The following is a 22,498-nucleotide window of genomic DNA, read 5'->3' on the forward strand; positions in this document are numbered from 1 at the left end:
GGCGGCGCTTGTGTCCGGGGCGCGGCGCTATTCTGCCTGTTTCCGCTGTTTGATCTATCTTCAAGGAGCGCTGCATGCTGAAACCCGAAGTCGATAGCCTCGTCCCGCACGTGCCGTTCGATCGGCGCACCTTCATCAAGGCGGCGCTCGGCAGCGGATTCGCCGCTGCCGTGCTGCCCGTCTCGGCGCAAACCATCCACACCGACAGCGAAGGCCTCGAAGCCGGCGAGATCGGCTTCCAGTCCGGCGGCACGCTCATCCCGGCGTATCGCGCGCAGCCGCGCGGCAAGACGCACTTGCCGGTGATCATCGTGATCCACGAGATCTTCGGCGTGCACGAGCATATCGCCGATGTGTGCCGCCGCTTTGCGAAGCTCGGCTATCTGGCCATCGCGCCGGACTTCTTCGTGCGTCAGGGGGATGCCTCGGCGTACCCGACAGTGCAGCAAATCAGCGAGAACATCGCGAGCAAGGTGCCCGATGCACAGGTGCTCGGCGACATCGATGCGGCGCTTGTCTGGGCTGGCGAGAACGGTGGCGATCTGAAGCGCGTGGGCGTCAATGGCTTCTGTTGGGGCGGGGTCTACACGTGGCTCTATGCCGAGCACAATCCGCGCATCAAGGCGGCGGTTTCCTGGTATGGCCGCGTAGCGGGCGCACACACGGAAAATTCGCCGCAGAATCCGCTCGATCTCGCGGGCAATCTGCAGGTGCCGGTACTCGGCATGTATGGCTTGCAGGACAACAGCATTCCGCAGAACACGCTCGAGCAGATGAAGGCCGCCATCGCGCAGGGTCCGCAGGATGGGCGCGGCTCGCAAATCGTCGTGTACAACGATGCGGGCCACGCGTTCTTCGCGGACTACCGGCCGAGCTATCGCAAGGCCGATGCGGAGGATGGCTGGAAGCGCGCGATTGCCTGGTTCAAGGAGCACGGCGTGGTGTGACGCCGTGCCCGGCTCCGGATACCCGGCTCAGGGGTTGGGGCCAGTCGCGACCGGCCGCGACGCGTCGGCGCTCCATTCGCTCCACGAACCGGGATAGAGCGCCGCGCCGTGCAGGCCGGCAATCTCCATCGCGAGCGCATTGTGGCAGGCGGTCACGCCCGAGCCGCATTGCAGGACCACGTGTTCGGGCGTGATGCCAGGCAGCACCGCCGTAAAATCTTCGCGCAGCGCATGCGCCGACTTGAAGCGGCCGTCCGGCGTGAGATTGTCCTGATAAAACCGATTGCGCGCGCCAGGAATATGGCCGCCCACCGGGTCGATCGTTTCGTTCTCGCCGCGATAGCGGTCGGCGGCGCGCGCGTCGACGACCGTGAGTTCGTGCGTGGCGAGATTGCGGACGATGGCCTGCGCGTCCACCGTCACCTGCAGCGGCGCGCCGGCCTTGAAGGTGCCGCGCGCGGGTGTCGGCACGTCGCGCACGAGCGGGAAGCCCGCGGCTTCCCACGCCTTGAGGCCGCCGTCGAGCACGGCCACCGAGTCGTGGCCGAGCCAGCGCAGGAGCCACCACAGGCGGGCGGCGTAGGCGCCGCCTTGCGCGTCGTAGACCACGACCTGCTGGCCTTCGTTGAGCCCGCGCAGCAGGAGCGTGGCGACGAGCGCCGAGCGGTCGGGCAGCGGATGGCGGCCGTTCTTGCCGGTTTTCGGGCCCGAGAGGTCGCGGTCCAGATGCAGGTATTGGGCGCCGGGCAGATGGCCGAGCGCATAGGCGTTCTCACCCGCGGCGGGATTGGCGAGATCGAAGCGGCAGTCGAAAACCAGCACGCTGCCCGGCGCGGCGGTCAGGCGTTCGTGCAGATTGGCGGCCGAGATCAGCGTGGTGTAGTGCGTGTGGGGCATGACGGCTCCTTGAATCGTGCAAGGCCGCCCTCTCTCGCGATGCGACGGCCCGGTGCCGTCAGTCTAAACAAAAAGACGGGGCGAAGCCCGTCTTTCCGTGATGCGTTCGAGTTGCCCGACGCCCGCGCCAGGCCGCGCGTCAGATCGGTCCCAACTCGCGGCGCAGAAACTCGTGGAAGTGCTGCATGCCGTCTTCCATCGGGCTCTGGTACGGGCCGACCTCGGAAACGCCACGCTCGAACAGCGCCCTGCGGCCGGCGTCCATGCGCTCGGCAATCTCGTCGTCTTCGACGGCGGTTTCCATATAGGCGGCGCGCTCGGCCTCGACGAACTCGCGCTCGAAGAGCGTGATTTCCTCGGGGTAATAGAACTCGACGATGTTCTTCGTCTTCTGCGTGCCTTCGGGGATCAGCCACGAGACCACGAGCACGTGCGGATACCACTCGATCATGAGATTCGGGTAGTACACCATCCAGATCGCGCCGAACTCCGGTGGCTCACCGTTACGGAAGCGCAGGACTTCGTCGTGCCACTTGCGGTACGTCGGGCTGCCCGGCTTGCCGAGGTGCTTGTGCACGCCGACCGTCTGCACGCTATACCACTCGCCGAACTCCCACTGGAGATCGTCGCACGAGACGAAGTTGCCGAGTCCCGGGTGGAACGGCACGACGTGATAGTCTTCCAGATAGACCTCGATGAAGGTCTTCCAGTTGTAGTTGCACTCGTGAACCTCGACGTGATCGAACATGTAGTCCGTAAAGTCGAGGTGTTTCGCCGGCCCAAGGCGGGCGAGATCGCGCGCGACGTCGCGGCCCGCGGATTCGAACAGCAGCCCGTTCCACTTCTGGAGCGGCGAGCTGTTCAGGTTCAGACACGGCTTGTCCGCGAAGTGCGGCGCGCCGAGCAATTCGCCCTTGAGGTCATAGGTCCAGCGATGCAGCGGACATACAATGTTGTCTGCCGTGCCGCGACCGTTTAGCATGATGGCCTGGCGATGCCGGCACACGTTCGAGAGCAGCTCGATTTCGTTGCTCTTGTTGCGAACGAGCACGCGGCCTTCTTTTTCGCCGGGCAGCGCAAAATAGTTTCCCGCCTCGGGCACCATGAGTTCGTGCCCGACGTAGCGAGGACCCTTCTGGAAAAGCGTGTCGATTTCGCGCTTGAGTAGCGCTTCGTCAAAATAAGCGGTGACTGGCAGCTGGCTGTGAATAGACTTCAGCTGCAATGCATTGCTCAGATTGGACATTCCCACTCCCGATGAAGACGTGAAAGCAGTGAACAACCCAACCATCGAAGATTCGATTTAGGGAGCCGGCGATTATACCCGGTTACCCCCTCGTGGGGTAGCTAAGTGACTGATTTTTGCCAAAATTACACCGGAAAGACGGCAGGAATTCAGGAAGTATGAGACAAATGCACGGGTAATCGGGCCTTCTGGAACCGATTTGTACTGGCCCCGAACATGTGGTCGAGAGGGTACACAAGCCGGGGAGCGGGTCGAACGGGACCTTTTGCCGTAGAATGTCCGCCTTGTTTCATTCTGGCGACGACTCATGGCGAAATCCGCAACGAAAGACCGCGCTGGCGCGGGCGAAAGCGAAGCCGGGCTGGCCGAGGGCGAAGCCCTGCCAGAGAGCTACGAGGTGGCGCTTGCGGAGCTCGACGGGCTCGTTGCACGCATGGAAGGCGGCAGCCTGAGTCTGGAAGAATCGCTTGCAGCCTACCGCCGTGGCGCGGCGCTCGTGCGCTTCTGCCAGCAGCAGCTCGAAAAGGTTGAACAACAGGTGCGCGTGCTCGACGGCGAGACGCTGCGGCCCGTGCCCCTCAATACGACAGACTCCGCAGCGGGCGGAGACGACGATCTATGACATTTGACCAATGGACCCGGCACGTACTCGACCGGGTCGAAAGCGCGCTCGATCACTATTTGCCGGCTGCCGACGTATTGCCGGCGCCGCTGCATGACGCCATGCGTTATGCCGTAATGGGCGGCGGCAAGCGGGTGCGTCCGCTCCTGTGCCACGCGGCGGGCGAACTCACCAACGCCACGCCGCAAGCGCTCGACGCGGCGGCCTGCGCGCTCGAAATGATCCACGTCTACTCGCTCGTGCACGACGACATGCCGTGCATGGACGACGACGACATGCGTCGCGGCAAACCCACCGTACACGTCAAATATGACGAACCGACGGCGCTGCTGGTGGGCGATGCGCTGCAGTCGCAAGCCTTCGTCACGCTGACCTCCGATGTGCTCGGTGCCCAGCACCAGGCATCGCTCGTGCGCGAACTCGCGCTGGCCAGCGGCTCGATCGGCATGGCCGGCGGCCAGGCCATCGACCTCGCGAGCGTGGGCCATTCGCTCACCCGCGAGCAGCTCGAAACGATGCACCGCCTGAAGACCGGCGCGCTCTTGCGCGCCGCGGTCCGCATGGGCGCGCTGGCGGGCGAGACGCCTTCGGCGGAAAACCTCGCCGCACTCGACAAATACGCGGCGGCCGTGGGCCTCGCGTTCCAGGTGGTGGACGATATTCTCGACGTCACCGCCGACTCCGCAACGCTCGGCAAGACCGCTGGCAAGGACGCGAAGGACGGCAAGCCGACCTACGTGTCGATTATCGGTCTTGATGCCTCGCGTGCGCTCGCGCAGCAGTTGCGCGCCGACGCGCACGCGGCGCTCGAACCGTTCGGCGCGCGCGCTCAGCGCCTCGCCGAACTCGCTGACCTGGTGGTGAACCGGGTGAGCTGACCGCGCAACCCGCCCACGCGCATGAAATGGAAGTAATGCGCAGAAAAAGTGCGGGAGCGCCAGTTTTCCTACAATGGAACGACGATGTACGACTTGCTGAAAACCATTGACGACCCGGCGGATTTGCGCCGCCTTGATCGCCGCCAGTTGCAACCGCTTGCCGACGAACTGCGTGCCTTCGTTCTCGAGAGCGTCTCGCAGACGGGCGGCCACCTGTCGTCCAACCTCGGTACGGTCGAACTGACGATCGCGCTGCACTACGTGTTCGACACGCCGCGCGACCGCATCGTCTGGGACGTGGGCCATCAGACCTATCCGCACAAGATCCTGACGGGCCGCCGCGATCAGATGTCGACGCTGCGTCAACTCGGCGGCATTTCGGGTTTCCCGAAACGCGACGAGTCGCCGTACGACACGTTCGGCACCGCGCACTCGAGCACGTCGATTTCGGCGGCGCTCGGCATGGCCGTCGCGAGCAAGCTCAAGGGCGACAATGCCATGGGCATCGCCGTGATCGGCGATGGCGCGATGACGGCCGGCATGGCCTTCGAGGCACTGAACAACGGCGGCGTGGAAGACGACGTGCCGCTGCTCGTCATCCTCAACGACAACGACATGTCGATTTCGCCGCCGGTTGGCGCGCTCAATCGCCATCTCGCGCGCCTCATGTCGGGCCGCTTCTACGCCGCCGCACGCGCGGGCGTGGAGCGCGTGCTGCGCCATGCGCCGCCGGTGCTCGACCTCGCGCGCAAGCTCGAAGAGCACGCGAAGGGCATGATCGTGCCGGCTACGCTGTTCGAGGAATTCGGCTTCAACTACATCGGGCCGATCGACGGCCACGATCTGGATTCGCTGATCCCGACGCTGCAGAACATCAAGGAACTGCGCGGCCCGCAATTCCTGCACGTCGTGACGAAGAAAGGCCAGGGCTACAAGCTCGCCGAAGCCGACCCGGTCCTGTACCACGGTCCCGGCAAGTTCAACCCGGCCGAAGGCATCAAGCCGTCGACAACGCCCGCCAAGAAGACCTACACGCAGGTGTTCGGCGAATGGCTGTGCGACGCGGCTGAACTCGATTCGCGCGTGATCGGCATCACGCCGGCCATGCGCGAAGGCTCGGGCCTCGTCGAGTTCGAAAAGCGCTTCCCGGACCGCTACTACGACGTCGGCATCGCCGAGCAGCACGCAGTCACGTTCGCGGGCGGCATCGCGGCAGAAGGCCTGAAGCCCGTGGTCGCGATCTACTCGACCTTCCTGCAGCGCGCGTACGACCAGCTGATCCACGACGTGGCCCTGCAGAACCTGCCCGTCGTGTTCGCGATCGACCGCGCGGGCCTCGTCGGCGCGGACGGCGCAACGCACGCCGGCGCGTACGATCTCGCGTTCATGCGCTGCATTCCGAACATGATGATCATGGCGGCGTCGGACGAAAACGAATGCCGCCAGATGCTTTACACGGCGCTCCAGCAGGACTGCCCGACGGCCGTGCGCTATCCGCGCGGTGCGGGCACGGGCGTGGCGACCGTCAAGCAGATGGCCGCGCTGCCGGTGGGCAAGGGCGAAGTCCGCCGCGAGAGCAACGCGCCGGCAGGCAGCCGCATCGCGATCCTTGCGTTCGGTACGATGGTTGCGCCGTCGCTCAAGGCCGCCGAGGAACTGGACGCCACCGTGGCGAACATGCGCTTCGTGAAGCCGCTCGACGCGGACCTCGTGAAGCAGCTCGCCGAAACGCACGACTACCTCGTGACCGTCGAGGAAGGCTGCATCATGGGCGGCGCCGGTTCGGCCTGCGTGGAAGCCCTCCTTGAAAGTGGGGTTATCAAGCCCGTACTACAATTGGGCCTCCCCGACCGCTTCATCGACCACGGCGACCCGGCGAAGCTGCTGGCGGGCTGTGGGCTCGACGCAGCAGGGATCGCGAAGTCGATTCGCGAGCGCTTTCTCGACAAGGCAGTGTCCGGCAAGTCGGTGATGCGCGTTGCCTGAGGTCGATTGAGATCGCGATAGTTTGATTGGTGCGTCGCCCTCGCGGCAGCCCAATTCACATTTGAACTGGCGGGCGGGTTCCTACCCGGCTTTCCGCCAGCAAACGCCGGCTCATGCCGGCGTTTGTTATTTGCGCGCCGCGTATGGCGCGGCTTGAGGATAAGAACATGAATCAGATGAACCCGGCCTTCGTGATGCCGGACGTCCAAAGCTCCGTCGATACCCGTCAGATCGTGATCCAGCGCGTCGGCGTGAAGGCCGTGCGCCATCCGCTCACGGTGAAGACGGGCGCGGGCGACGTCCAGCCGAGCGTCGGCACGTGGAATCTCGACGTTCATCTGCCGGCCGACCAGAAGGGCACGCACATGTCGCGCTTCGTCGCGCTGCTCGAAGAGAACAAGGCGCCGCTGGAACCCGCCACGTTCCGCGCGATGCTGGCCGCGATGCTCACGAAGCTCGAATCGCAGGCGGGCCGTATCGAAGTGACGTTCCCGTACTTCGTGAAGAAAGTGGCGCCGGTGTCGGGCGTGGAAAGTCTGCTGGACTACGAAGTGACGCTCACGGGCGACGTGCGCAACGGGCAAACGCACCTGTTCCTCAAGGTGCTCGTGCCCGTGACGAGCCTGTGCCCGTGCTCGAAGAAGATCTCGCAGTACGGCGCGCACAATCAGCGCTCGCACGTGACGATGAATGTCGAGTTCGAAGGCGACCTGCCGGTGGAGGACCTCATTCGCATCGCCGAACAAGAGGCGTCGTGCGAGCTGTGGGGCCTGCTCAAGCGTCCGGACGAGAAGTTCGTGACCGAGCGCGCGTATGAGAACCCCAAGTTCGTCGAAGACCTCGTGCGCGACGTGGCCGTGCGACTGAATGCCGATGCGCGCGTGATCGCCTATACGCTCGAAGCCGAAAACTTCGAGTCGATCCACAATCACAGCGCCTACGCCGTGATCGAGCACGACAAGCGCGCGGCGTAACGCCGGCCGCCTGGTTGCACCGTCAATAAAAAAGCCGCCCAAGGGCGTGGCCCTTGGGCGGCTTCTGCAGCGGCGAACGGATTAGTGCTGCGCGAGCGACGTCAGATCCCAGCGCGGCTTTACTGTGAACGCATAATCGCGCGTGGCCTGCTCGGGCCAGCGCGCGAGGCGCAGCGCCCCCGCGAGCGCGATCATCGCGCCGTTGTCGGTGCACAGCGACAGGTCCGGGTAATGCACCTCGAAGCCGCGCTTTTGCGCCGCCGCCGAAAGCGTCTCGCGCAACTGCTTGTTGGCCCCCACGCCGCCAGCCACCACAAGGCGCTTCATCTTCGTGCGCTTGAGCGCGGCGAGCGATTTCGCGGCCAGCACCTCGACGGCTGCGTCGACGAAACCGCGTGCGATGTCGGCCTTGCCCTGCTCGCAGATGTTCGTGCCGAGCTTCTTCACCTGCGTGAGCACGGCCGTCTTGAGGCCGCTGAAGCTGAAGTCGAGATCGCCCGAATGCAGCATCGGACGCGGCAGTTCGACCGCGCCTGGCGTGCCGAACTCCGCGAGACGCGAGACTTCCGGGCCGCCCGGATAGCCGAGGCCGAGCAGCTTGGCCGTTTTGTCGAAGGCTTCGCCGGCGGCGTCGTCGAGCGTCTCGCCGAGGGTTTCGTAGACGCCCACGTCGGTCACGCGCATGAGTTGCGTATGGCCGCCCGACACGAGCAGCGCGACGAACGGAAACGGCGGCGGCGCATCGACCAGCAGCGGCGAAAGCAGGTGCCCTTCGAGGTGGTGAATCCCCACGGTCGGCCGATTCCAGGCCATGGCGAGCGCATTGGCGATGCTCGCGCCCACGAGCAGCGCGCCCGCGAGGCCGGGGCCTTGCGTGAAGGCGATGGCGTCGATGTCGTTTTTCGCCGCGCCGCTCTTCGCGAGCACTTCTTCGAGCAGCGGCAGCGCACGGCGGATATGGTCGCGCGAGGCAAGCTCCGGCACGACGCCGCCGTACTCGCGGTGCATGGCGATCTGCGAATGCAGCGCGTGCGCGAGCAGGCCGCGCTCGCTGTCGTAGAGCGCGAGGCCGGTTTCGTCGCAGGAGCTTTCGATGCCGAGAACGAGCATGGTGGGAGGCAGGGCGGCGGCATTGGGCGGCACGAGCCGCCAAAAACCGCCGCTAAATCAAGAATTAACAGAACATAACAGTATAGCAGCGCGCGTCGAAGCCGGTTGAGCGCGGCAAGCGGTGTCCCTCCCGGACAAGCCCCGCCGCCGCGCAGGTAGAATGCGCGCCATGGAATCTTTCGACATCGCCGTGATCGGCGCAGGGGCGGCCGGCATGATGTGCGCGGCGGTGGCGGGCCAGCAGGGCCGCCGCGTGGCGCTGATCGACCACGCGCCGCGCCTCGCGGAAAAAATCCGCATCTCGGGCGGGGGGCGCTGCAACTTCACGAACCTGCACGCGAGCCCGGCCAACTATCTCTCGCACAACCCGCATTTCTGCCGTTCGGCGCTGGCGCGTTACACGCCGCGCGACTTCCTCGCGCTGCTGCGCCAGCATCGCGTGACCTGGCACGAAAAGCACAAGGGCCAGCTTTTTTGCGACCAGTCGAGCGACGCGATCATCGACGTCCTGCGCGCCGAGTGCGACGCGGGCCACGTGGCGTGGCGCCGGCCGCTGCCCGTCGAAGCGGTGAGCCACGCCGACGGCGCGGGCTTCACGCTCGGCACGCCGCAGGGCGAGATACGCGCGAAAGCGCTCGTGATCGCGACGGGCGGCCTGTCGATCCCGAAGATCGGCGCAACCGACTTCGCGTATCGCGTCGCGAAGCAGTTCGGCCACAAACTCATCGACACGCGCCCGGCGCTCGTGCCGCTCACGTTCGCGCAGGACGAGTGGGCGCCCTATGTGCCGCTCGCGGGCGTATCGCTCGAAGTCCACGTGGCGACGGGCGAGCGCAGGACCGGGGGCGCGTTCGACGAAGACCTGCTCTTCACGCATCGCGGCCTTTCCGGCCCCGGCGTCCTGCAGATTTCGAGCTTCTGGCAGCCCGGCCAGCCGATCCGCGTGAACCTGCTGCCCGAGCACGATCCGGCGGCGGCGCTGATCGACGCCAAGGGCGCGACGAAACGTCAGATCGGCAACCTGCTCGCCGAGTGGGTGCCGGCACGCCTCGCGCATGTATGGCTGGAGGCGCATCAGGTGAAGGCCGACGCGCGTATTGCCGATCTGCCCGATAAAACGCTGCGCAAGATCGGCGAGGGGCTGGCCCAGTGGACGCTTACTCCCACGGGCACCGAAGGCTACAAGAAGGCCGAAGTCACGCGCGGCGGCGTGGACACACGCGAGCTTTCCTCGGCGACGATGATGAGCCAGCGCGTGCCGGGCCTCTATTTCATAGGCGAAGCCGTGGACGTGACGGGCTGGCTTGGCGGCTACAACTTCCAGTGGGCGTGGGCCTCGGGCGTCGCGGCCGGGGAGGCTGCCGCCGAATATTCACTGGGCACGGACTGATTTCCTGACCGATACGCACTGCCGAATCTCTCGCGGTTGACCCCTGTCATTGTTGGCTGGGCGCCCGAGGTTCACGCTTGAATGCCTGACCACGAGGAAAAGGTACGAAACGTGAATCGAGAGGAACAGCAGCACAGCGGGCAAATGCGCGGGCCACTGCGGCGAATCATGATTGCCGTGGACGATTCGAAGGCATCGACGCAGGCACTGCGTTTCGCGTCGCGCGTGGCGCCGCGCGACGTCCAGGTGCGTATCGTCTGCGCAGCCGAACAGCCGGGCGCGTGGAACGCGGGCGGCGCGTACAGCGCGGGCGATGCGTGGATGACGGGCGCGCTCAACGCGGCGCGCGGCGATTCTCTCCACGCCGCCGAGCGTACGCTCGAGCACGCGATGTCGGCGTTCAACGGCCAGGTCGCGCTGGTCGAAGGGCAGGTGGTCGGTCTTTCCGGCGAAGCAGGCACTGTCGTGCCTGCGCTCGCCGACGCGGCGCGTGACTGGGAGGCCGACATGCTGGTGGTCGGCACGCGGCACCAGGGGCGCATGAAGCGCTGGGTCGACGGTTCGGTTTCGGGCGCGCTCGCGGTTTGCGCGCCCTGTCCGCTGCTGGTCGTGCCCGTGGAGTACGAGGAAGCGAAAGGTCACGCGCCACTCGCCCGCATCCTGCTGGCGACGGACGGCAGTCCGGCCTCGGCGCAGGCGATCGACGCGGCGCTGCGGCTGGCCGAACCGCAAACCACCTTGCGCGCGGTTTATGTCGTGGACCGCAGCAGCGTGGCCGGCGACCCGGTGCCGGGCTCGGTGCTGGAAGATGCGCTTGCCGACCTCGGGCGCAAGGCGCTGGCCAGCGCACACACGCAGCTCGACGTGTCAGGACGTGCTTATGAAACGGCGCTGGTCGCCACCGGGCGCATGCGCGATGACATCGCCCACACCGTTTTGCGCGACGCGCAGGATTGGCAAGCCGATCTCGTCGCGCTCGGCACGCAGGGCCGGCGTGGCGTCGCGCGCTGGCTGCTCGGCAGCGTCGCCCAGCGCGCCATCGAGATCACGCATGTGCCGTTGCTGCTGGTCGGGCCGGGCGCTGCCTGATGATGCTGCGCAGCCCCGCCGGGAAAGGCTCCGGGGGCGATCGGGGCGGCTGCCGGAATTGGGGTTTCCCCCCGAACCGGCACGCGATGCCCCAACCCGGAACTGCTATACTCAATTTTCTTTACCCCCGATCCGTTATTGGAAAATGACGACCATCCGCGTAAAAGAAAACGAACCCTTTGAAGTTGCCATGCGCCGCTTCAAGCGCACGATCGAGAAGAACGGTCTCTTGACCGAGCTTCGCGCGCGCGAGTTCTACGAGAAGCCTACGGCTGAACGCAAGCGCAAGAAGGCGGCGGCGGTGAAGCGCCACTTCAAGCGTCTGCGCAGCCAGATGTTGCCGAAGAAGCTGTACTGATTCCGGCGTAGCCGTGACGCGTGCCCGCGCAGTTCCAGCGTGGGCCTCGCATCAATGTCACGGCGACGTGGACAGCCGGTCCGCGGTCTCTGGTTTCATCGCGCAACGCGGCCGCCGCTGTCCTCTGGTGTGGTCGCAACCATGTCGAATTTGCGCCAACCCGCCTGGAAGCGTTTCCAGGCGGGTTTTTGCATTCCAGCAACCCCAACGTATTTCAGGTGAGTGATGAGTCTCAAAGACCAGATCAACGACGACATGAAAACCGCGATGCGCGCGCGCGAAAGCGAGCGCCTCGCCACGATTCGTCTGCTGCTCGCCGCTATCAAGCAACGTGAAGTCGACGATCGCGTGACGCTCGACGACGCGGGCATCACGGCCGTCATCGACAAGATGATCAAGCAGCGCAAGGACTCGATCAGCCAGTTCGAGGCCGCGGGCCGCACCGATCTCGTCGAGAAGGAAGCCGCCGAGCTGGTCGTCCTGACCGCCTACATGCCCGCGCAGCTCTCTGACGCCGAGATCGCCGCCGAAGTGCAGGCCGCCGTCGCCCAGGTGGGCGCAGCCGGCCCGCAGGACATGGGCAAGGTGATGGGTGTGCTCAAGCCGAAGCTGGCCGGGCGCGCCGACATGACGGCCGTTTCCTGGCTCGTCAAAGCCGCGCTCTCGAAGTAAGCGCAACCGGCTCGCACGCGGCGCCGGCCCGGCCCAAGGGCGGACGCCGCGAGGCCCGTACGTCACGCGTATGCCGCGCGTATGTCACGTATAGGGCCGCGCGAGCCCCGGCTGCCCAAGCGCGCTCGCTTCGATGATTCCGCATTCGTTCCTGCAAGACCTGCTGAACCGCGTCGATATCGTCGACGTGGTGGGTCGCTACGTGCAGCTCAAGAAGGGCGGCGCGAACTTCATGGGCTTGTGTCCGTTCCACAACGAGAAGAGCCCTTCGTTCACGGTTAGTCCAACCAAGCAGTTTTATCACTGCTTCGGCTGTGGCGCGCACGGCACCGCCATCGGCTTCCTCATGGAGCACGCGGGACTGACGTTCCCTGAAGCCGTCGAGCAACTCGCCCAGTCGGTCGGCCTGACCGTGCCGCAAGAGCCTTCGCCCATGCGTGGCGGCGGCGGTGGGGCTGGCGCGGCGGGCGGCTATGCTCCGGCAGCCTCGAAGGCCGTCACCACCGCGCTTTCCGACGTCATGCAGACTGCCTGCGACTACTACCGCAAGCAGCTGCGCAGCGCGACCAACGCCATCCAGTACCTCAAGAAGCGCGGCCTCACCGGCGAAATCGCCGCGCGCTTCGGCCTCGGCTACGCGCCCGATGGATGGCAGAACCTCGAATCTGCGTTTACCAACTATCGAGACGATGCGCTGGTCGAGGCGGGTCTCGTCATCGTCAGCGAAAAGCAGGACGCGCAAGGCCAGTCGCGCCGCTACGACCGTTTCCGCGACCGCGTGATGTTCCCGATCCGCAACGTGAAGGGTCAGGTCATCGGCTTTGGTGGCCGCGTGCTGGACGGCGGCGAGCCCAAGTATTTGAATTCCCCGGAAACGCCGCTATTTAACAAGGGCAGCGAACTGTACGGGTTGTTCGAGGCCCGCCTCGCGATCCGGGAACAGCGCTACGTTCTGGTGGTCGAGGGGTATATGGATGTCGTCGCGCTCGCTCAGCTGGGTTTCCAGAATGCCGTGGCGACGCTTGGCACCGCGTGCACGCCGATCCACGTGCAGAAGCTCATGCGTCAGACCGACACGGTGATTTTCAGCTTCGACGGCGACTCGGCCGGCCGCCGCGCGGCGCGCCGTGCGCTCGACGCTTGCCTGCCGCACGCGGCCGACAATCGCACGATCCGCTTCCTGTTCCTGCCCCAGGAGCATGACCCGGACAGCTACGTACGCGAATTCGGCACCGAGGCGTTCTCGGAGCAGGTCGAGCGGGCCATGCCGCTGTCCCAGTTCATGCTCAACGAGGTACTGGCGGACAAGGAACTGGACCAGCCGGAAGGGCGCGCCCGGGCGCTGTTCGACGCGAAGCCGCTGCTGCAGCAGCTGCCGGCGAACGCCCTGCGGGCGCAGATCATGCACATGTTCGCGGACCGCCTCGACGTGCCGTTCGAAGAAGTGGCGGCGCTGTGCGAAGTCGACGCGCGCATTGCCCAGGCGGCGCGCCAGGCGCCCGCACGCAAGGACCGGCACCTCGTGACCGGGATCGAGCGCAAGGCGCTGCGCAACCTCGTGATGCACCCGCGCATCGTGCTGCAACTGGAGGAAGAGGCCGAAAAGGCGTTGATCGGACTGACGCGCCACGGCGAGCTGTTCGAGGAAGTAACCACTCACGCGCGGGCGCTGGGCGAGTCGGCGGAATTTCAGCTCCTTTCGGACCTGCTGAGAAATGGGGCCAATGCTCCAACCTTCGAGGAGATTTTTCGCGAAATTCTGGACTATGATGAAAACGTTCGGGATTTGCTGATGAAAAATCCGGAAGATGGCGCTGCAGTGGAGGAGCGCCGCGAGCAGGAGCGGCTCGTGAGCGAAGAATTGACGGCGGCAATCCTGAAAATGCGGTACGACGCCTGTTGCGATCGCCTGGACGCGCTTTCGCGGCAGTCGCGACATACGCCTGAGGAACTTGCCGAATTGATGTCACTGAATCAGACGCGGGCTGACATGAAACGTCAGCTCGGTTTGTAAGGGAAGGACCGCGCAGGGGGATTATTGCCCTGCGTGCTAAAATAACAGGTTTTCAGCGGTTTGTTTTTGTTTTTTCCGGGTGGGCATAATGGGTTGGGGTAATCCGTGAATGTCCAGTTTTCCAGCAAGGGGCGGAATGGCAATGGCAAAGACTACAGGCGGAAAAAAGGCAACAGGCAAGGGCTCGACGGAGCCGACCAGCAAGGTCACAACGGCCACAGTTGCCAGTTCTTCCGCCCGGTCGTCGGGCAGTGGGTCCACCAACCGTTCTGAACCGGCTACCCGGAAGAGGTCGATGACTGTTTCGGCTGCGCGAGCAGCGCCTGTCCGTGCGGCGAAAGCCGCTACGCAGCCGGCAACGAAGCGGTCCGGTTCGAGAAGTGCAAGGGAAGTGCCTGCCGTCGAGGACGATGCGGCAGAGCGCGAGGCTCAAGCATCCACGGTTCAAGAGGCTGTTGTCCAGCAGCCGCGAGTCGAGACACTAGCCGGTACGGCGAACTCCATGACGAAAAAGCTGAATGAAGTACCCGTCGATGACGACGCAAACCAGAGCGAAGACAGCACCCCCGCCGCGGGCAAGGTCGAAAAGACCACCCGTGCGCGCGACCGGCGAGCGAAGGAGAAGGCGCTGCTGAAAGACGCGTTCGCGTCGTCGCAGCCCGGCACCGTCGAGGAGCTCGAGGAGCGCCGCACGAAGCTGCGTGCGCTCATCAAGCTCGGCAAGGAGCGCGGCTTCCTCACCTATGCGGAAATCAACGATCACCTCCCGGACAACTTCACGGAAACCGAGGCGATCGAAGGCATCATCAGCACGTTCAACGACATGGGCGTGGCCGTCTACGAGCAGGCCCCCGACGCCGAAACGCTGCTGCTCAACGACAACGCGCCCAACGCTTCTTCGGACGACGAAGTGGAAGAGGAAGCGGAAGTCGCGCTTTCCACCGTCGACTCCGAATTTGGCCGCACGACCGACCCGGTGCGTATGTACATGCGCGAAATGGGCACGGTCGAGCTCCTCACGCGCGAGGGCGAAATCGAGATCGCCAAGCGCATTGAAGACGGCCTCAAGCACATGGTCATGGCGATCTCCGCCTGCCCGACCACCATTGCCGACATCCTCGCCATGGCCGAGCGCGTAGCGAACGACGAGATTCGCGTGGACGAGCTCGTCGACGGCCTGATCGATCCGAACGCCGAAGACACCGACGGCTTCAACGCGAAGGAAGCGGAAGAGATCGAAAACGAGGACGAAGAGGAAGAGGCCGAAGAGGAAGAAGAAGAGGAGGAGGAAGAGGACGACGGCGCGGCGCAGGCGACGGCCAACGCGGCGCAGCTCGAAGCCCTCAAGCGTGCCTCGCTCGAAAAGTTCGCCCTCATCAGCGAATGGTTCGACAAGATGCGCCGTGCGTTCGAGAAGGAAGGCTACAAGTCGAAGTCCTACCTCAAGGCGCAGGAAACCATCCAGAACGAGCTGATGTCGATCCGCTTCACGGCGCGTACCGTCGAGCGTCTGTGCGACACGCTGCGTGCGCAGGTGGACGAAGTGCGCCAGGTCGAACGCCAGATTCTTCACACGGTCGTGGACAAGTGCGGCATGCCGCGCTCGGAGTTCATCGCGCGTTTCCCGGGCAATGAAACCGACCTCGAGTGGTCGGAGAAGATCGTCGGCGAGAGCCATGCGTATAGCGGCATCCTTTCGCGCAACATTCCGGCCATCCGCGAACAGCAGCAGCGCCTGCTCGATCTGCAGGCGCGCGTGGTGCTGCCGCTCAAGGACCTGAAGGAAACCAACCGCCAGATGGCGGCCGGCGAACTCAAGGCGCGCCAGGCGAAGCGCGAAATGACCGAGGCGAACCTGCGTCTCGTGATCTCGATTGCGAAGAAGTACACGAACCGTGGCCTGCAGTTCCTCGACCTGATCCAGGAAGGCAACATCGGCCTGATGAAGGCGGTGGACAAGTTCGAATATCGGCGCGGCTACAAGTTCTCGACCTACGCGACGTGGTGGATCCGTCAGGCCATCACGCGCTCGATCGCGGACCAGGCGCGCACGATCCGCATTCCGGTTCACATGATCGAAACGATCAACAAGATGAACCGCATTTCGCGGCAGATCCTGCAGGAAACCGGTCTCGAGCCGGATCCGGCAACGCTCGCCGAGAAGATGGAAATGCCGGAGGACAAGATCCGCAAGATCATGAAGATCGCGAAGGAGCCGATCTCCATGGAAACGCCGATCGGCGACGACGACGATTCGCATCTGGGCGACTTCATCGAGGACAACAACACGGTGGCGCCTGCCGACGCCGCGCTGCATGCCTCGATGCGCGATGTCGTGAAGGACGTGCTCGACTCGCTTACGCCGCGCGAGGCGAAGGTGCTGCGCATGCGGTTCGGCATCGAAATGAGCACCGATCACACGCTCGAAGAAGTGGGCAAGCAGTTCGACGTGACGCGCGAGCGCATTCGCCAGATCGAAGCGAAGGCGCTGCGCAAGCTGCGCCACCCGAGCCGTTCGGACAAGCTCAAGTCGTTCCTTGAAGGGAATTGAGATTGGTTTTAATGCACAGAAGTCATGTGCAAGATGGCCAGGCCGACCCGCTTTCGTGTAGTATGTCGGCCTGTCGTCGAAAAGCCCGGCCTTTGGGTAGACCGGGCTTTTTTGTTGACACGTCATCGTTGTTTCGTTTGTCGCTACGCTTCGTAGCTTCGTGGGCCGGACGCCGTGTTGGTTGCAGGCAGCGGACTCATAATCCGCCTCCGAAAGGACGTCGTGGGTTCGAACCCCACCCGGCCCACCATTCGCTATTCCATAGAACTCCAACATATTCCGATGGAGTAGCCGAAACCCTTACTGGGTGGGCTTCTCAGGCCGTCGGCTGTTCCGCTGTTTGCTGGCTTGGTCCGTTGACTTCCGCTGGTTGGTGGGGGTCACACGGTGAACGCGACGAGGTTCGGAGCGCTTACAACTTTGCTGAATACCTGCCCGCACGTCGGAAAATGATGCAGGCTTGGGCCGATCATCTCGATAAATTGGAACGTGGCGCAAGGACGACCCCAAAAGAGCACACACGGTTTTAATAGGAATACTTACCATCATAGATCGATTCCGCTTCGATTTCTTCGAGAAAACTTCAACCGCTCACGCAGCGCGGAGAGAGAAGCGGTGCCGTGGATTCATTTGGCCGATGACCTACCGAAGCAGGCTGGGCGACGCCCGGCTGCCTGAGCAATATGGAATTCAGCCGAGGGCTGACTCGACCAGCCAACGACGTGCAAGCTCGGTGCAGAGCGACGGCCGCTCGAGGGTTGGGAAGTGTCCGCAACCTTCGAGCGACACAAAGCGGGCGTGCGGAATCAACGTGGCAATGCGACGGCCCACGCTGACTGGAACGAAACGGTCAGCATCCCCCCATACGAGCAGTGTTGGTATCCTGCTCGCTGCAAGCGTCGGCCAATGATCTGAGCGAGTCAACGTAGCATCCGACTGGCGTGCGAATACTTCGGCCCCCGCGTCGCGGGCCATCTGAACGAACGCAGCCCTCGAAACAACGTCCTGAGAAGGAATCGCGTGCTCGGCGAACTCCGCGATTACGCGCTCATGTTCGCCGGAACGAATTCTCTGGCTTGTTGCACGAGCCACATCCGGATTCGGGTGAACGCCTGGTTGGCAGTTCATTAGCCAGATTCCGTGGACACGATCTGGACACCGTGCCAGTACCTCCATTGCAAGGCACCCACCATAGGCTGTGCCAGCGAGGATGAATGGGCCTTTTGTGGAAGCCAAAAGGCTCTCCGCACTTTCGGCAAAAGTCGATTGCGTGAGTACGCAAACAGACGCTGATACAAGATCCTTTAGTCCGTGGACCTGTTCGGCGTACATACGCCCGTCGCACGGCATAGCGGGGAGAAAAATCAGCGGTAGCGGCATAGAGGGAAGACAGGTGTTTTCAGGCCCAGCGGGCGGCGCGCGTGCCGACTAGGCAGCAAAGCGATTGTCCGCGTTTTTGACCAACCTTCCAATTAGAGCAGACGCTCGCGACGGGCTGTTGCAATGACGATCTCATTGACCGTCAACGATCTATAGGTTGATGGCGAACTGCCGTTCTCGGCCGCGGCAGTTCGCCGACCGACTGTCGGCAAGCAAATGGGCGACCCGCGACCGCGGTGCGCAAAGGGCCCAGGCGGTAGCCATTCCCCAACCTAATCGCTGATGTGACCTGGCTCGCCCACTTCCTTGATGAAGGCAAGGAGGAGCTCGCTGAGCCGAACCGGCTGCTCCTGTTGGATCCAGTGACCGGCGCCGTCGATCAACTCGATGCCCCCCATTCTCGTCGCCGCCTTCGTCCTCATGAGATCGAGCGCGCCAGGCGCTGAATAGGTGCCCCAATCGCTCTTCCCGCCAATGAAAACCGACGGGACATCGATCGTCTTGCCCGAGAACAGGCGCAACTCAGCGTTCAGGTCAGGGTCGGAAAAGACGCGATAGGCCTGCAGGGCGCCTTGAAATCCCGTGCGGCCATACTCCTCCGTGTACACCCCAAGTTCCGGCTCGGTGAGCCATTTGCAGGCCATGACATCGGCGGAGGAAGGTTGGAATGGAGCGACGGTCTCGGGCATCGTCTTGCCGAGATCCATGACGTAATAGGTGGGCAACTGTGCAAGTTCTGTGGCGGTTAGCGCCTTCAACGGATGCGGCTTGTTTCCCGGCCAGTCGGCGCTTTTGACGTAGAAAAATGCTCGAAGAAACGCGTGTAAGCCCTGAGGGGGGTGCCACATGTCATGGTTCGCCTCTCGTGAACTCAGGTATTGCTGGTAATGCTCTCTCGGCGGGTCGAGTGCCGCCAGCGCGGCTGCTAACTTTTGATTGGCCGTGTTCGGTTGAACCGGCGATACCTCGCTTTCCGCAATGTCGAACGGAAGCGCCGGCGGGCCGGGGAACGGTGCGCTCATCAGCGCCACCGAGGGAAAAACATCAGGTCTGGCTAGCGCACAATAGGCCGCCACGGGCGAGCCGAGGTCGTGCCCGACAAGCATTGCCGTACGCCGATATCCCAATGCCAAAACCAGTCCGAGGGCGTCGCGCGTCATATTCAGAAGGCTGAAGGGCGCTAGCTGGGCGTCGTACTCGTTCACCCAACCGGTGGTGCGGCCAAAGCCCCGCTGGTCAGGCGCTACGACGTGGTAGCCGGCGTCAGCCAGAATTGGAATCAGGTGTCGCCAGCCGTAAGCCAGATCAGGAAAACCGTGCAGAAGCAGTGCGAGCGGCCGGCCGGGTTTGTCGTAACCGGCCTCGAGAATATGGACATCGAGGCCATTTACCCCGTGGATCATGCGCGAGCGAACCGTCTTCGGGAGCGTTCCCTCGGCATATGTTGATGTGGACAAGTCAATTCCTCCAATGGGGTTTGCGCGGGCGGGTCGAATTAAAGAGGCCGCCAGGCTGACCGCGCCCATCGCCAGGACAGCTCGTCGGGAAGGCATAAAGCCACGTGGATGACTCATGACGGAACGCCCCGTCCGCATGCAAGCGCTGGGTTCAGTTCCAGCGAGCGCGCCGCCGCAATCTGGGCAGGCGGCGCATGATTGAACGAGCCTTCTTGACTTGCGATTGGGTCGGGAGGCATCGGCAACTCCTGGTATGGTGATCGCCATAGTATGGCAATCACCATAGAATCAGCAAGCGAAACGTGCTATGTTCTCGGCATGCCACGTAAGACTGACGCCCGCGCCCGTGCGATTGCCACGGCCCAACGACTGTTTCGCATCCAGGGCTACACTGCGACGGGATTGACCCAGCTCCTTGAAGAAAGCGGTGCGCCTAAAGGATCGTTCTACTTTCACTTTCCACGCGGCAAGGCACAACTCGCGGAAGAAGCAATCGATGAGTACGTTGCGAATCGAATTGCTGTATTACGGGACATCTCGGCGAATACGACGGGTGATGCCCTGAATTTTGTTCATCAGATTTTCAGGACCTTTGCGGCCGAAATGGTCGCCTCTGATTTCCAGTACGGATGTCTAATGCAAAATCTGGCGAATGAGCTGCCCGCGCTCGACGCTGACCTGACCAAACGGGTAGCGCGCGGATTTGCTGAGTCGACTGGGCTTATTGCGGAGCATTTCAGGGGATGCGGCTTCGCTCCCGAGCGCGCGTCCGCTACGGCAGCCGCATTGGTTGCAGCCCTCGAAGGCGCGCGGACGATCGCCCGCCTTGAACGCACGCCGGCTATATTCGAGGCGCTGGCAGAGGTCAGTGCCCAAAGGTGGGCTGGGCCGGAGGGGTGATCCGGTCCAGTGTTCTCGGTCGGACGAAATCGGCACCGAGCATCCTGTGAAGACCGTCGGTCTTTCGCCAATGTCCGTTCGCAGACGAGCAGCCACCGCAGGAACGTCTTGGCATTGTCCATTGCCGGACCGCACAACCGGTTTGGCTTCGGCTTAAGCAGGCATATGCCGTGCCAATTCTCTCGACTGTGTTCGCTTGGGACGTGCAGCGGCAGCCGGGGCAATTTGAACGCCTGGAGAATGGCCATGCAGACGAATTCGAAGAAGGCCGAACAGGTCGGCCTCCCGGCGACCTCACGGCTGAGCCGGTCGTACGGCAAGGCTGATTTTGCCGACGCATTTTCGGTGGACTTGCCAGGGACTTCCTGCAACGACGCAGAGTCTCTCGCTCGACACATCTTTGCCGAGCAACCCGAGTGGATCGCGACGCTGCAGGGAGTTCGCGACATTGCCGTATGGCCATTCGGACTTAAAAGAACGGTCGATCTGAAAATCGCGAAGGGAGACCGGCTTAGTATTTTCCGCGTGTTCGAACGGCACAAAGACGAGATCATTCTGGGCGAGAACGACACGCATCTTGATTTCCGTGTGTCGGTTCTCGTGCAGCCTGCATCTGAGGGCCGGCCCCAGCGGCTGATAGTCACTACGCTTGTCTTCTACAATCGTTTGCTGGGTCGGGCCTATCTCGGCCTTATCGCTCCTTTCCACCGCCTCGTCGTGCGAGCCTCGCTCGACCGGGCACAGCGGATCGGATGGCCCGGCCGGTAGCGCTGATTCGTCAACGCTACTTCCACCCGTAGATGGTCAGATCTCAAAGTGGCGGCCTCTTGAAAGCGGTCAGGACCAGGCGTAGCTATCCATTCTGGCCTGTTCAGTCACTCTCTCGCCCCTTCACTTGCAGTCATTCATGCCCGACAGGGCCGCCGAGGCTGTTCCAGACGCAGTACCAGCTAAATACGCCATTGATCCGTTCAGCCGTCCCCATGTGCATCGTGGAGTATCCGATCATGCTGCAGCCGACGCCGTCATCCTCAACGAGCGGTGACGCAAATAAACGTTGTTCATGATTAGCGCGACGGCAGTCAATGTTGCGCCCCCGATCTGGGCCGACATCGGCACTACTCCGGTCAGCGCGGACACGACGAATGCGGTGATCGGTACGACGTCCATGAACAGCACGCCGTTCATCGGACCCAGGATCCGGTTTCCGGAGACCCAGAACAAGATCGCGCCGAACCCAGCGACGGGCCCCATGTAGAGCAGATGCGGCGCAATGGAACGCAGCATCGACAACGTCGGCGCGGGCACTGCGTGCAGTGCAATCAAGATCGCGTTGACGGTAACGATCGTGGTAAGACCTAGCCAGGTCGTCATCGTTGTGTACTTCAGTGCTGACCAGCGTGCGAACCGCGCCGAGCCGAACGTGTATACCACCCAACAAAACGCTCCCATCACGATCAGCCCGCTGGCAGCGTAGTGCTGGGGTCCGTGAATGGCGGCCAGCAAATCGCCGTTCGTAATCACCAGCGACACGCCTGAGAACGATGCCGCGACGAACAGAAGCGAGAGCACTGGTGGTGCGCTGCGTCGTAGCCACGAGCTAAGAAGCAAGCCCATCATCGGTTGCGTTGCCATCATGATCGACGCATCGAGCGCGCCGCCCGGCCCGGCAAGTTGCTGCCCGAGAAAAACGAACGAGCCGAAGCCGCAAAAGCCGACAGAGCCGAGCAACCACGCAGTCCCGAGCGAGTGGCCGTGGGCGGCAAACGCGCCAGCACCTTCGCGATACCGTAGCAGCATAGCGAAAGCGACCCCGGCTATCAGATAGCGCAGGGACGTAAACGTGAATGGATCGACGTGTGTCAACGCGTCAGTCATTATGGGAAACATCGCGCCCATCAGCACCGTACCCACCAGGCACAGTGCAACGCCCTTCCAGTAACGTATCGAAGATGCAGATGAAGCTGAGATTGATTTCATGACTGATCGTTCTCAAAATGGGTTAAAAAAATGCCAGCGGCCGCCGA

The 22,498-nt window shown here is 63.4% G+C and carries 20 protein-coding genes, 1 tRNA gene and 1 pseudogene; 15 read left to right on the forward strand and 7 right to left on the reverse strand.

Translation table 11 applies throughout. The annotated features are described in order from the left end of the window. Window positions 1-74: 74 nt before the first annotated feature. Window positions 75-947: a dienelactone hydrolase family protein gene (locus AB4Y36_RS29745; RefSeq protein ID WP_069261338.1), complete on the forward strand. Its 873-nt coding sequence runs from the start codon at window positions 75-77 to the stop codon at window positions 945-947. A gap of 27 nt (window positions 948-974) precedes the next feature. On the opposite strand, the gene AB4Y36_RS29750 is transcribed toward AB4Y36_RS29745, so the two are convergent. Together AB4Y36_RS29750 and AB4Y36_RS29755 are read right to left on the reverse strand one after the other, a co-directional pair. Continuing rightward, window positions 975-1,844 carry a sulfurtransferase gene (locus tag AB4Y36_RS29750; protein WP_368684889.1) on the reverse strand — a complete coding sequence of 290 codons (870 nt, stop codon included), beginning with the start codon at window positions 1,842-1,844 and terminating at the stop codon, window positions 975-977. A 139-nt stretch (window positions 1,845-1,983) separates the two neighbouring features. Beyond that, complete coding sequence (locus AB4Y36_RS29755) at window positions 1,984-3,090, reverse strand: aromatic ring-hydroxylating dioxygenase subunit alpha (protein WP_069261336.1); 1,107 nt, start codon at window positions 3,088-3,090, stop codon at window positions 1,984-1,986. Window positions 3,091-3,397: 307 nt separating this feature from the next. On the opposite strand from AB4Y36_RS29755, the gene AB4Y36_RS29760 reads away from it, so the two are divergent. From AB4Y36_RS29760 to folE2, 4 genes are all read left to right on the forward strand, one after another. Further along, entirely contained in the window at window positions 3,398-3,712 is a 315-nt protein-coding gene (locus AB4Y36_RS29760; protein ID WP_342946998.1) for an exodeoxyribonuclease VII small subunit, read from the forward strand. Continuing rightward, entirely contained in the window at window positions 3,709-4,590 is an 882-nt protein-coding gene (locus tag AB4Y36_RS29765; RefSeq protein WP_069261334.1) for a polyprenyl synthetase family protein, read from the forward strand. Before AB4Y36_RS29760 ends, AB4Y36_RS29765 begins: the two co-directional genes overlap by 4 nt. A gap of 84 nt (window positions 4,591-4,674) precedes the next feature. Further along, entirely contained in the window at window positions 4,675-6,576 is a 1,902-nt protein-coding gene (gene dxs / locus AB4Y36_RS29770; RefSeq protein WP_069261333.1) for a 1-deoxy-D-xylulose-5-phosphate synthase, read from the forward strand. Window positions 6,577-6,743: 167 nt separating this feature from the next. Then, window positions 6,744-7,550, forward strand: a complete 807-nt coding sequence (gene folE2 / locus AB4Y36_RS29775; protein ID WP_368684890.1) for a GTP cyclohydrolase FolE2 — start codon at window positions 6,744-6,746, stop codon at window positions 7,548-7,550. A gap of 81 nt (window positions 7,551-7,631) precedes the next feature. Here folE2 and tsaD read toward each other — a convergent pair whose 3' ends face one another. Beyond that, entirely contained in the window at window positions 7,632-8,660 is a 1,029-nt protein-coding gene (gene tsaD / locus AB4Y36_RS29780) for a tRNA (adenosine(37)-N6)-threonylcarbamoyltransferase complex transferase subunit TsaD (RefSeq protein ID WP_368616720.1), read from the reverse strand. A gap of 169 nt (window positions 8,661-8,829) precedes the next feature. Between tsaD and AB4Y36_RS29785 the strand changes: the two genes are divergently transcribed. The 5 genes from AB4Y36_RS29785 to dnaG all read left to right on the forward strand — a co-directional run bounded on the left by AB4Y36_RS29785 (window position 8,830) and on the right by dnaG (window position 14,183). Then, window positions 8,830-10,050, forward strand: coding sequence for an NAD(P)/FAD-dependent oxidoreductase (locus AB4Y36_RS29785; RefSeq protein WP_368684891.1), 1,221 nt, complete (start codon window positions 8,830-8,832; stop codon window positions 10,048-10,050). 168 nt (window positions 10,051-10,218) lie between these two features. After that, window positions 10,219-11,139: a universal stress protein gene (locus tag AB4Y36_RS29790; protein ID WP_368605197.1), complete on the forward strand. Its 921-nt coding sequence runs from the start codon at window positions 10,219-10,221 to the stop codon at window positions 11,137-11,139. Between the two features lie 145 nt (window positions 11,140-11,284). Then, window positions 11,285-11,497, forward strand: coding sequence for a 30S ribosomal protein S21 (rpsU, locus tag AB4Y36_RS29795; RefSeq protein WP_013434742.1), 213 nt, complete (start codon window positions 11,285-11,287; stop codon window positions 11,495-11,497). 225 nt (window positions 11,498-11,722) lie between these two features. Continuing rightward, window positions 11,723-12,169, forward strand: coding sequence for a GatB/YqeY domain-containing protein (locus tag AB4Y36_RS29800; RefSeq protein ID WP_368684892.1), 447 nt, complete (start codon window positions 11,723-11,725; stop codon window positions 12,167-12,169). A 133-nt stretch (window positions 12,170-12,302) separates the two neighbouring features. Next, on the forward strand, window positions 12,303-14,183 hold the full coding sequence (gene dnaG / locus AB4Y36_RS29805) for a DNA primase (protein ID WP_368616395.1): 1,881 nt from the start codon (window positions 12,303-12,305) through the stop codon (window positions 14,181-14,183). A 36-nt stretch (window positions 14,184-14,219) separates the two neighbouring features. Here dnaG and AB4Y36_RS29810 read toward each other — a convergent pair whose 3' ends face one another. Next, complete coding sequence (locus AB4Y36_RS29810; protein WP_256094439.1) at window positions 14,220-14,444, reverse strand: hypothetical protein; 225 nt, start codon at window positions 14,442-14,444, stop codon at window positions 14,220-14,222. A 34-nt stretch (window positions 14,445-14,478) separates the two neighbouring features. Here AB4Y36_RS29810 and rpoD point away from each other — a divergent pair, with 34 nt between their 5' ends. The 3 genes and pseudogenes from rpoD to AB4Y36_RS29825 all read left to right on the forward strand — a co-directional run. Beyond that, window positions 14,479-16,734 (forward strand): RNA polymerase sigma factor RpoD, encoded by a 2,256-nt coding sequence (rpoD, locus tag AB4Y36_RS29815; protein WP_256094438.1) that lies wholly within the window; start codon window positions 14,479-14,481, stop codon window positions 16,732-16,734. Window positions 16,735-16,896: 162 nt separating this feature from the next. Beyond that, window positions 16,897-16,984, forward strand: a tRNA-Ile gene (locus AB4Y36_RS29820). A gap of 130 nt (window positions 16,985-17,114) precedes the next feature. Further along, window positions 17,115-17,264: pseudogene (locus AB4Y36_RS29825) on the forward strand (integrase); the annotation flags it as partial. A 160-nt stretch (window positions 17,265-17,424) separates the two neighbouring features. On the opposite strand, the gene AB4Y36_RS29830 reads toward AB4Y36_RS29825, so the two are convergent. Next, entirely contained in the window at window positions 17,425-18,114 is a 690-nt protein-coding gene (locus tag AB4Y36_RS29830) for an alpha/beta fold hydrolase (RefSeq protein WP_368603331.1), read from the reverse strand. Window positions 18,115-18,386: 272 nt separating this feature from the next. Continuing rightward, window positions 18,387-19,517: an alpha/beta fold hydrolase gene (locus AB4Y36_RS29835; RefSeq protein WP_368684976.1), complete on the reverse strand. Its 1,131-nt coding sequence runs from the start codon at window positions 19,515-19,517 to the stop codon at window positions 18,387-18,389. Window positions 19,518-19,841: 324 nt separating this feature from the next. On the opposite strand from AB4Y36_RS29835, the gene AB4Y36_RS29840 reads away from it, so the two are divergent. Together AB4Y36_RS29840 and AB4Y36_RS29845 are read left to right on the forward strand one after the other, a co-directional pair. Further along, the gene (locus tag AB4Y36_RS29840) at window positions 19,842-20,471 is read left to right on the forward strand and encodes a TetR/AcrR family transcriptional regulator (protein ID WP_069261327.1); all 630 of its coding nucleotides are present in this window, start codon (window positions 19,842-19,844) and stop codon (window positions 20,469-20,471) included. 246 nt (window positions 20,472-20,717) lie between these two features. After that, the gene (locus AB4Y36_RS29845) at window positions 20,718-21,239 is read left to right on the forward strand and encodes a DUF2867 domain-containing protein (protein ID WP_368616393.1); all 522 of its coding nucleotides are present in this window, start codon (window positions 20,718-20,720) and stop codon (window positions 21,237-21,239) included. 237 nt (window positions 21,240-21,476) lie between these two features. On the opposite strand, the gene AB4Y36_RS29850 is transcribed toward AB4Y36_RS29845, so the two are convergent. Beyond that, window positions 21,477-22,451, reverse strand: a complete 975-nt coding sequence (locus AB4Y36_RS29850) for a DMT family transporter (protein ID WP_368684893.1) — start codon at window positions 22,449-22,451, stop codon at window positions 21,477-21,479. Window positions 22,452-22,498: the final 47 nt, after the last annotated feature.

Source organism: Paraburkholderia sp. BR10936 (genome assembly GCF_040965735.1).
Lineage (GTDB): Bacteria > Pseudomonadota > Gammaproteobacteria > Burkholderiales > Burkholderiaceae > Paraburkholderia > Paraburkholderia nodosa_A.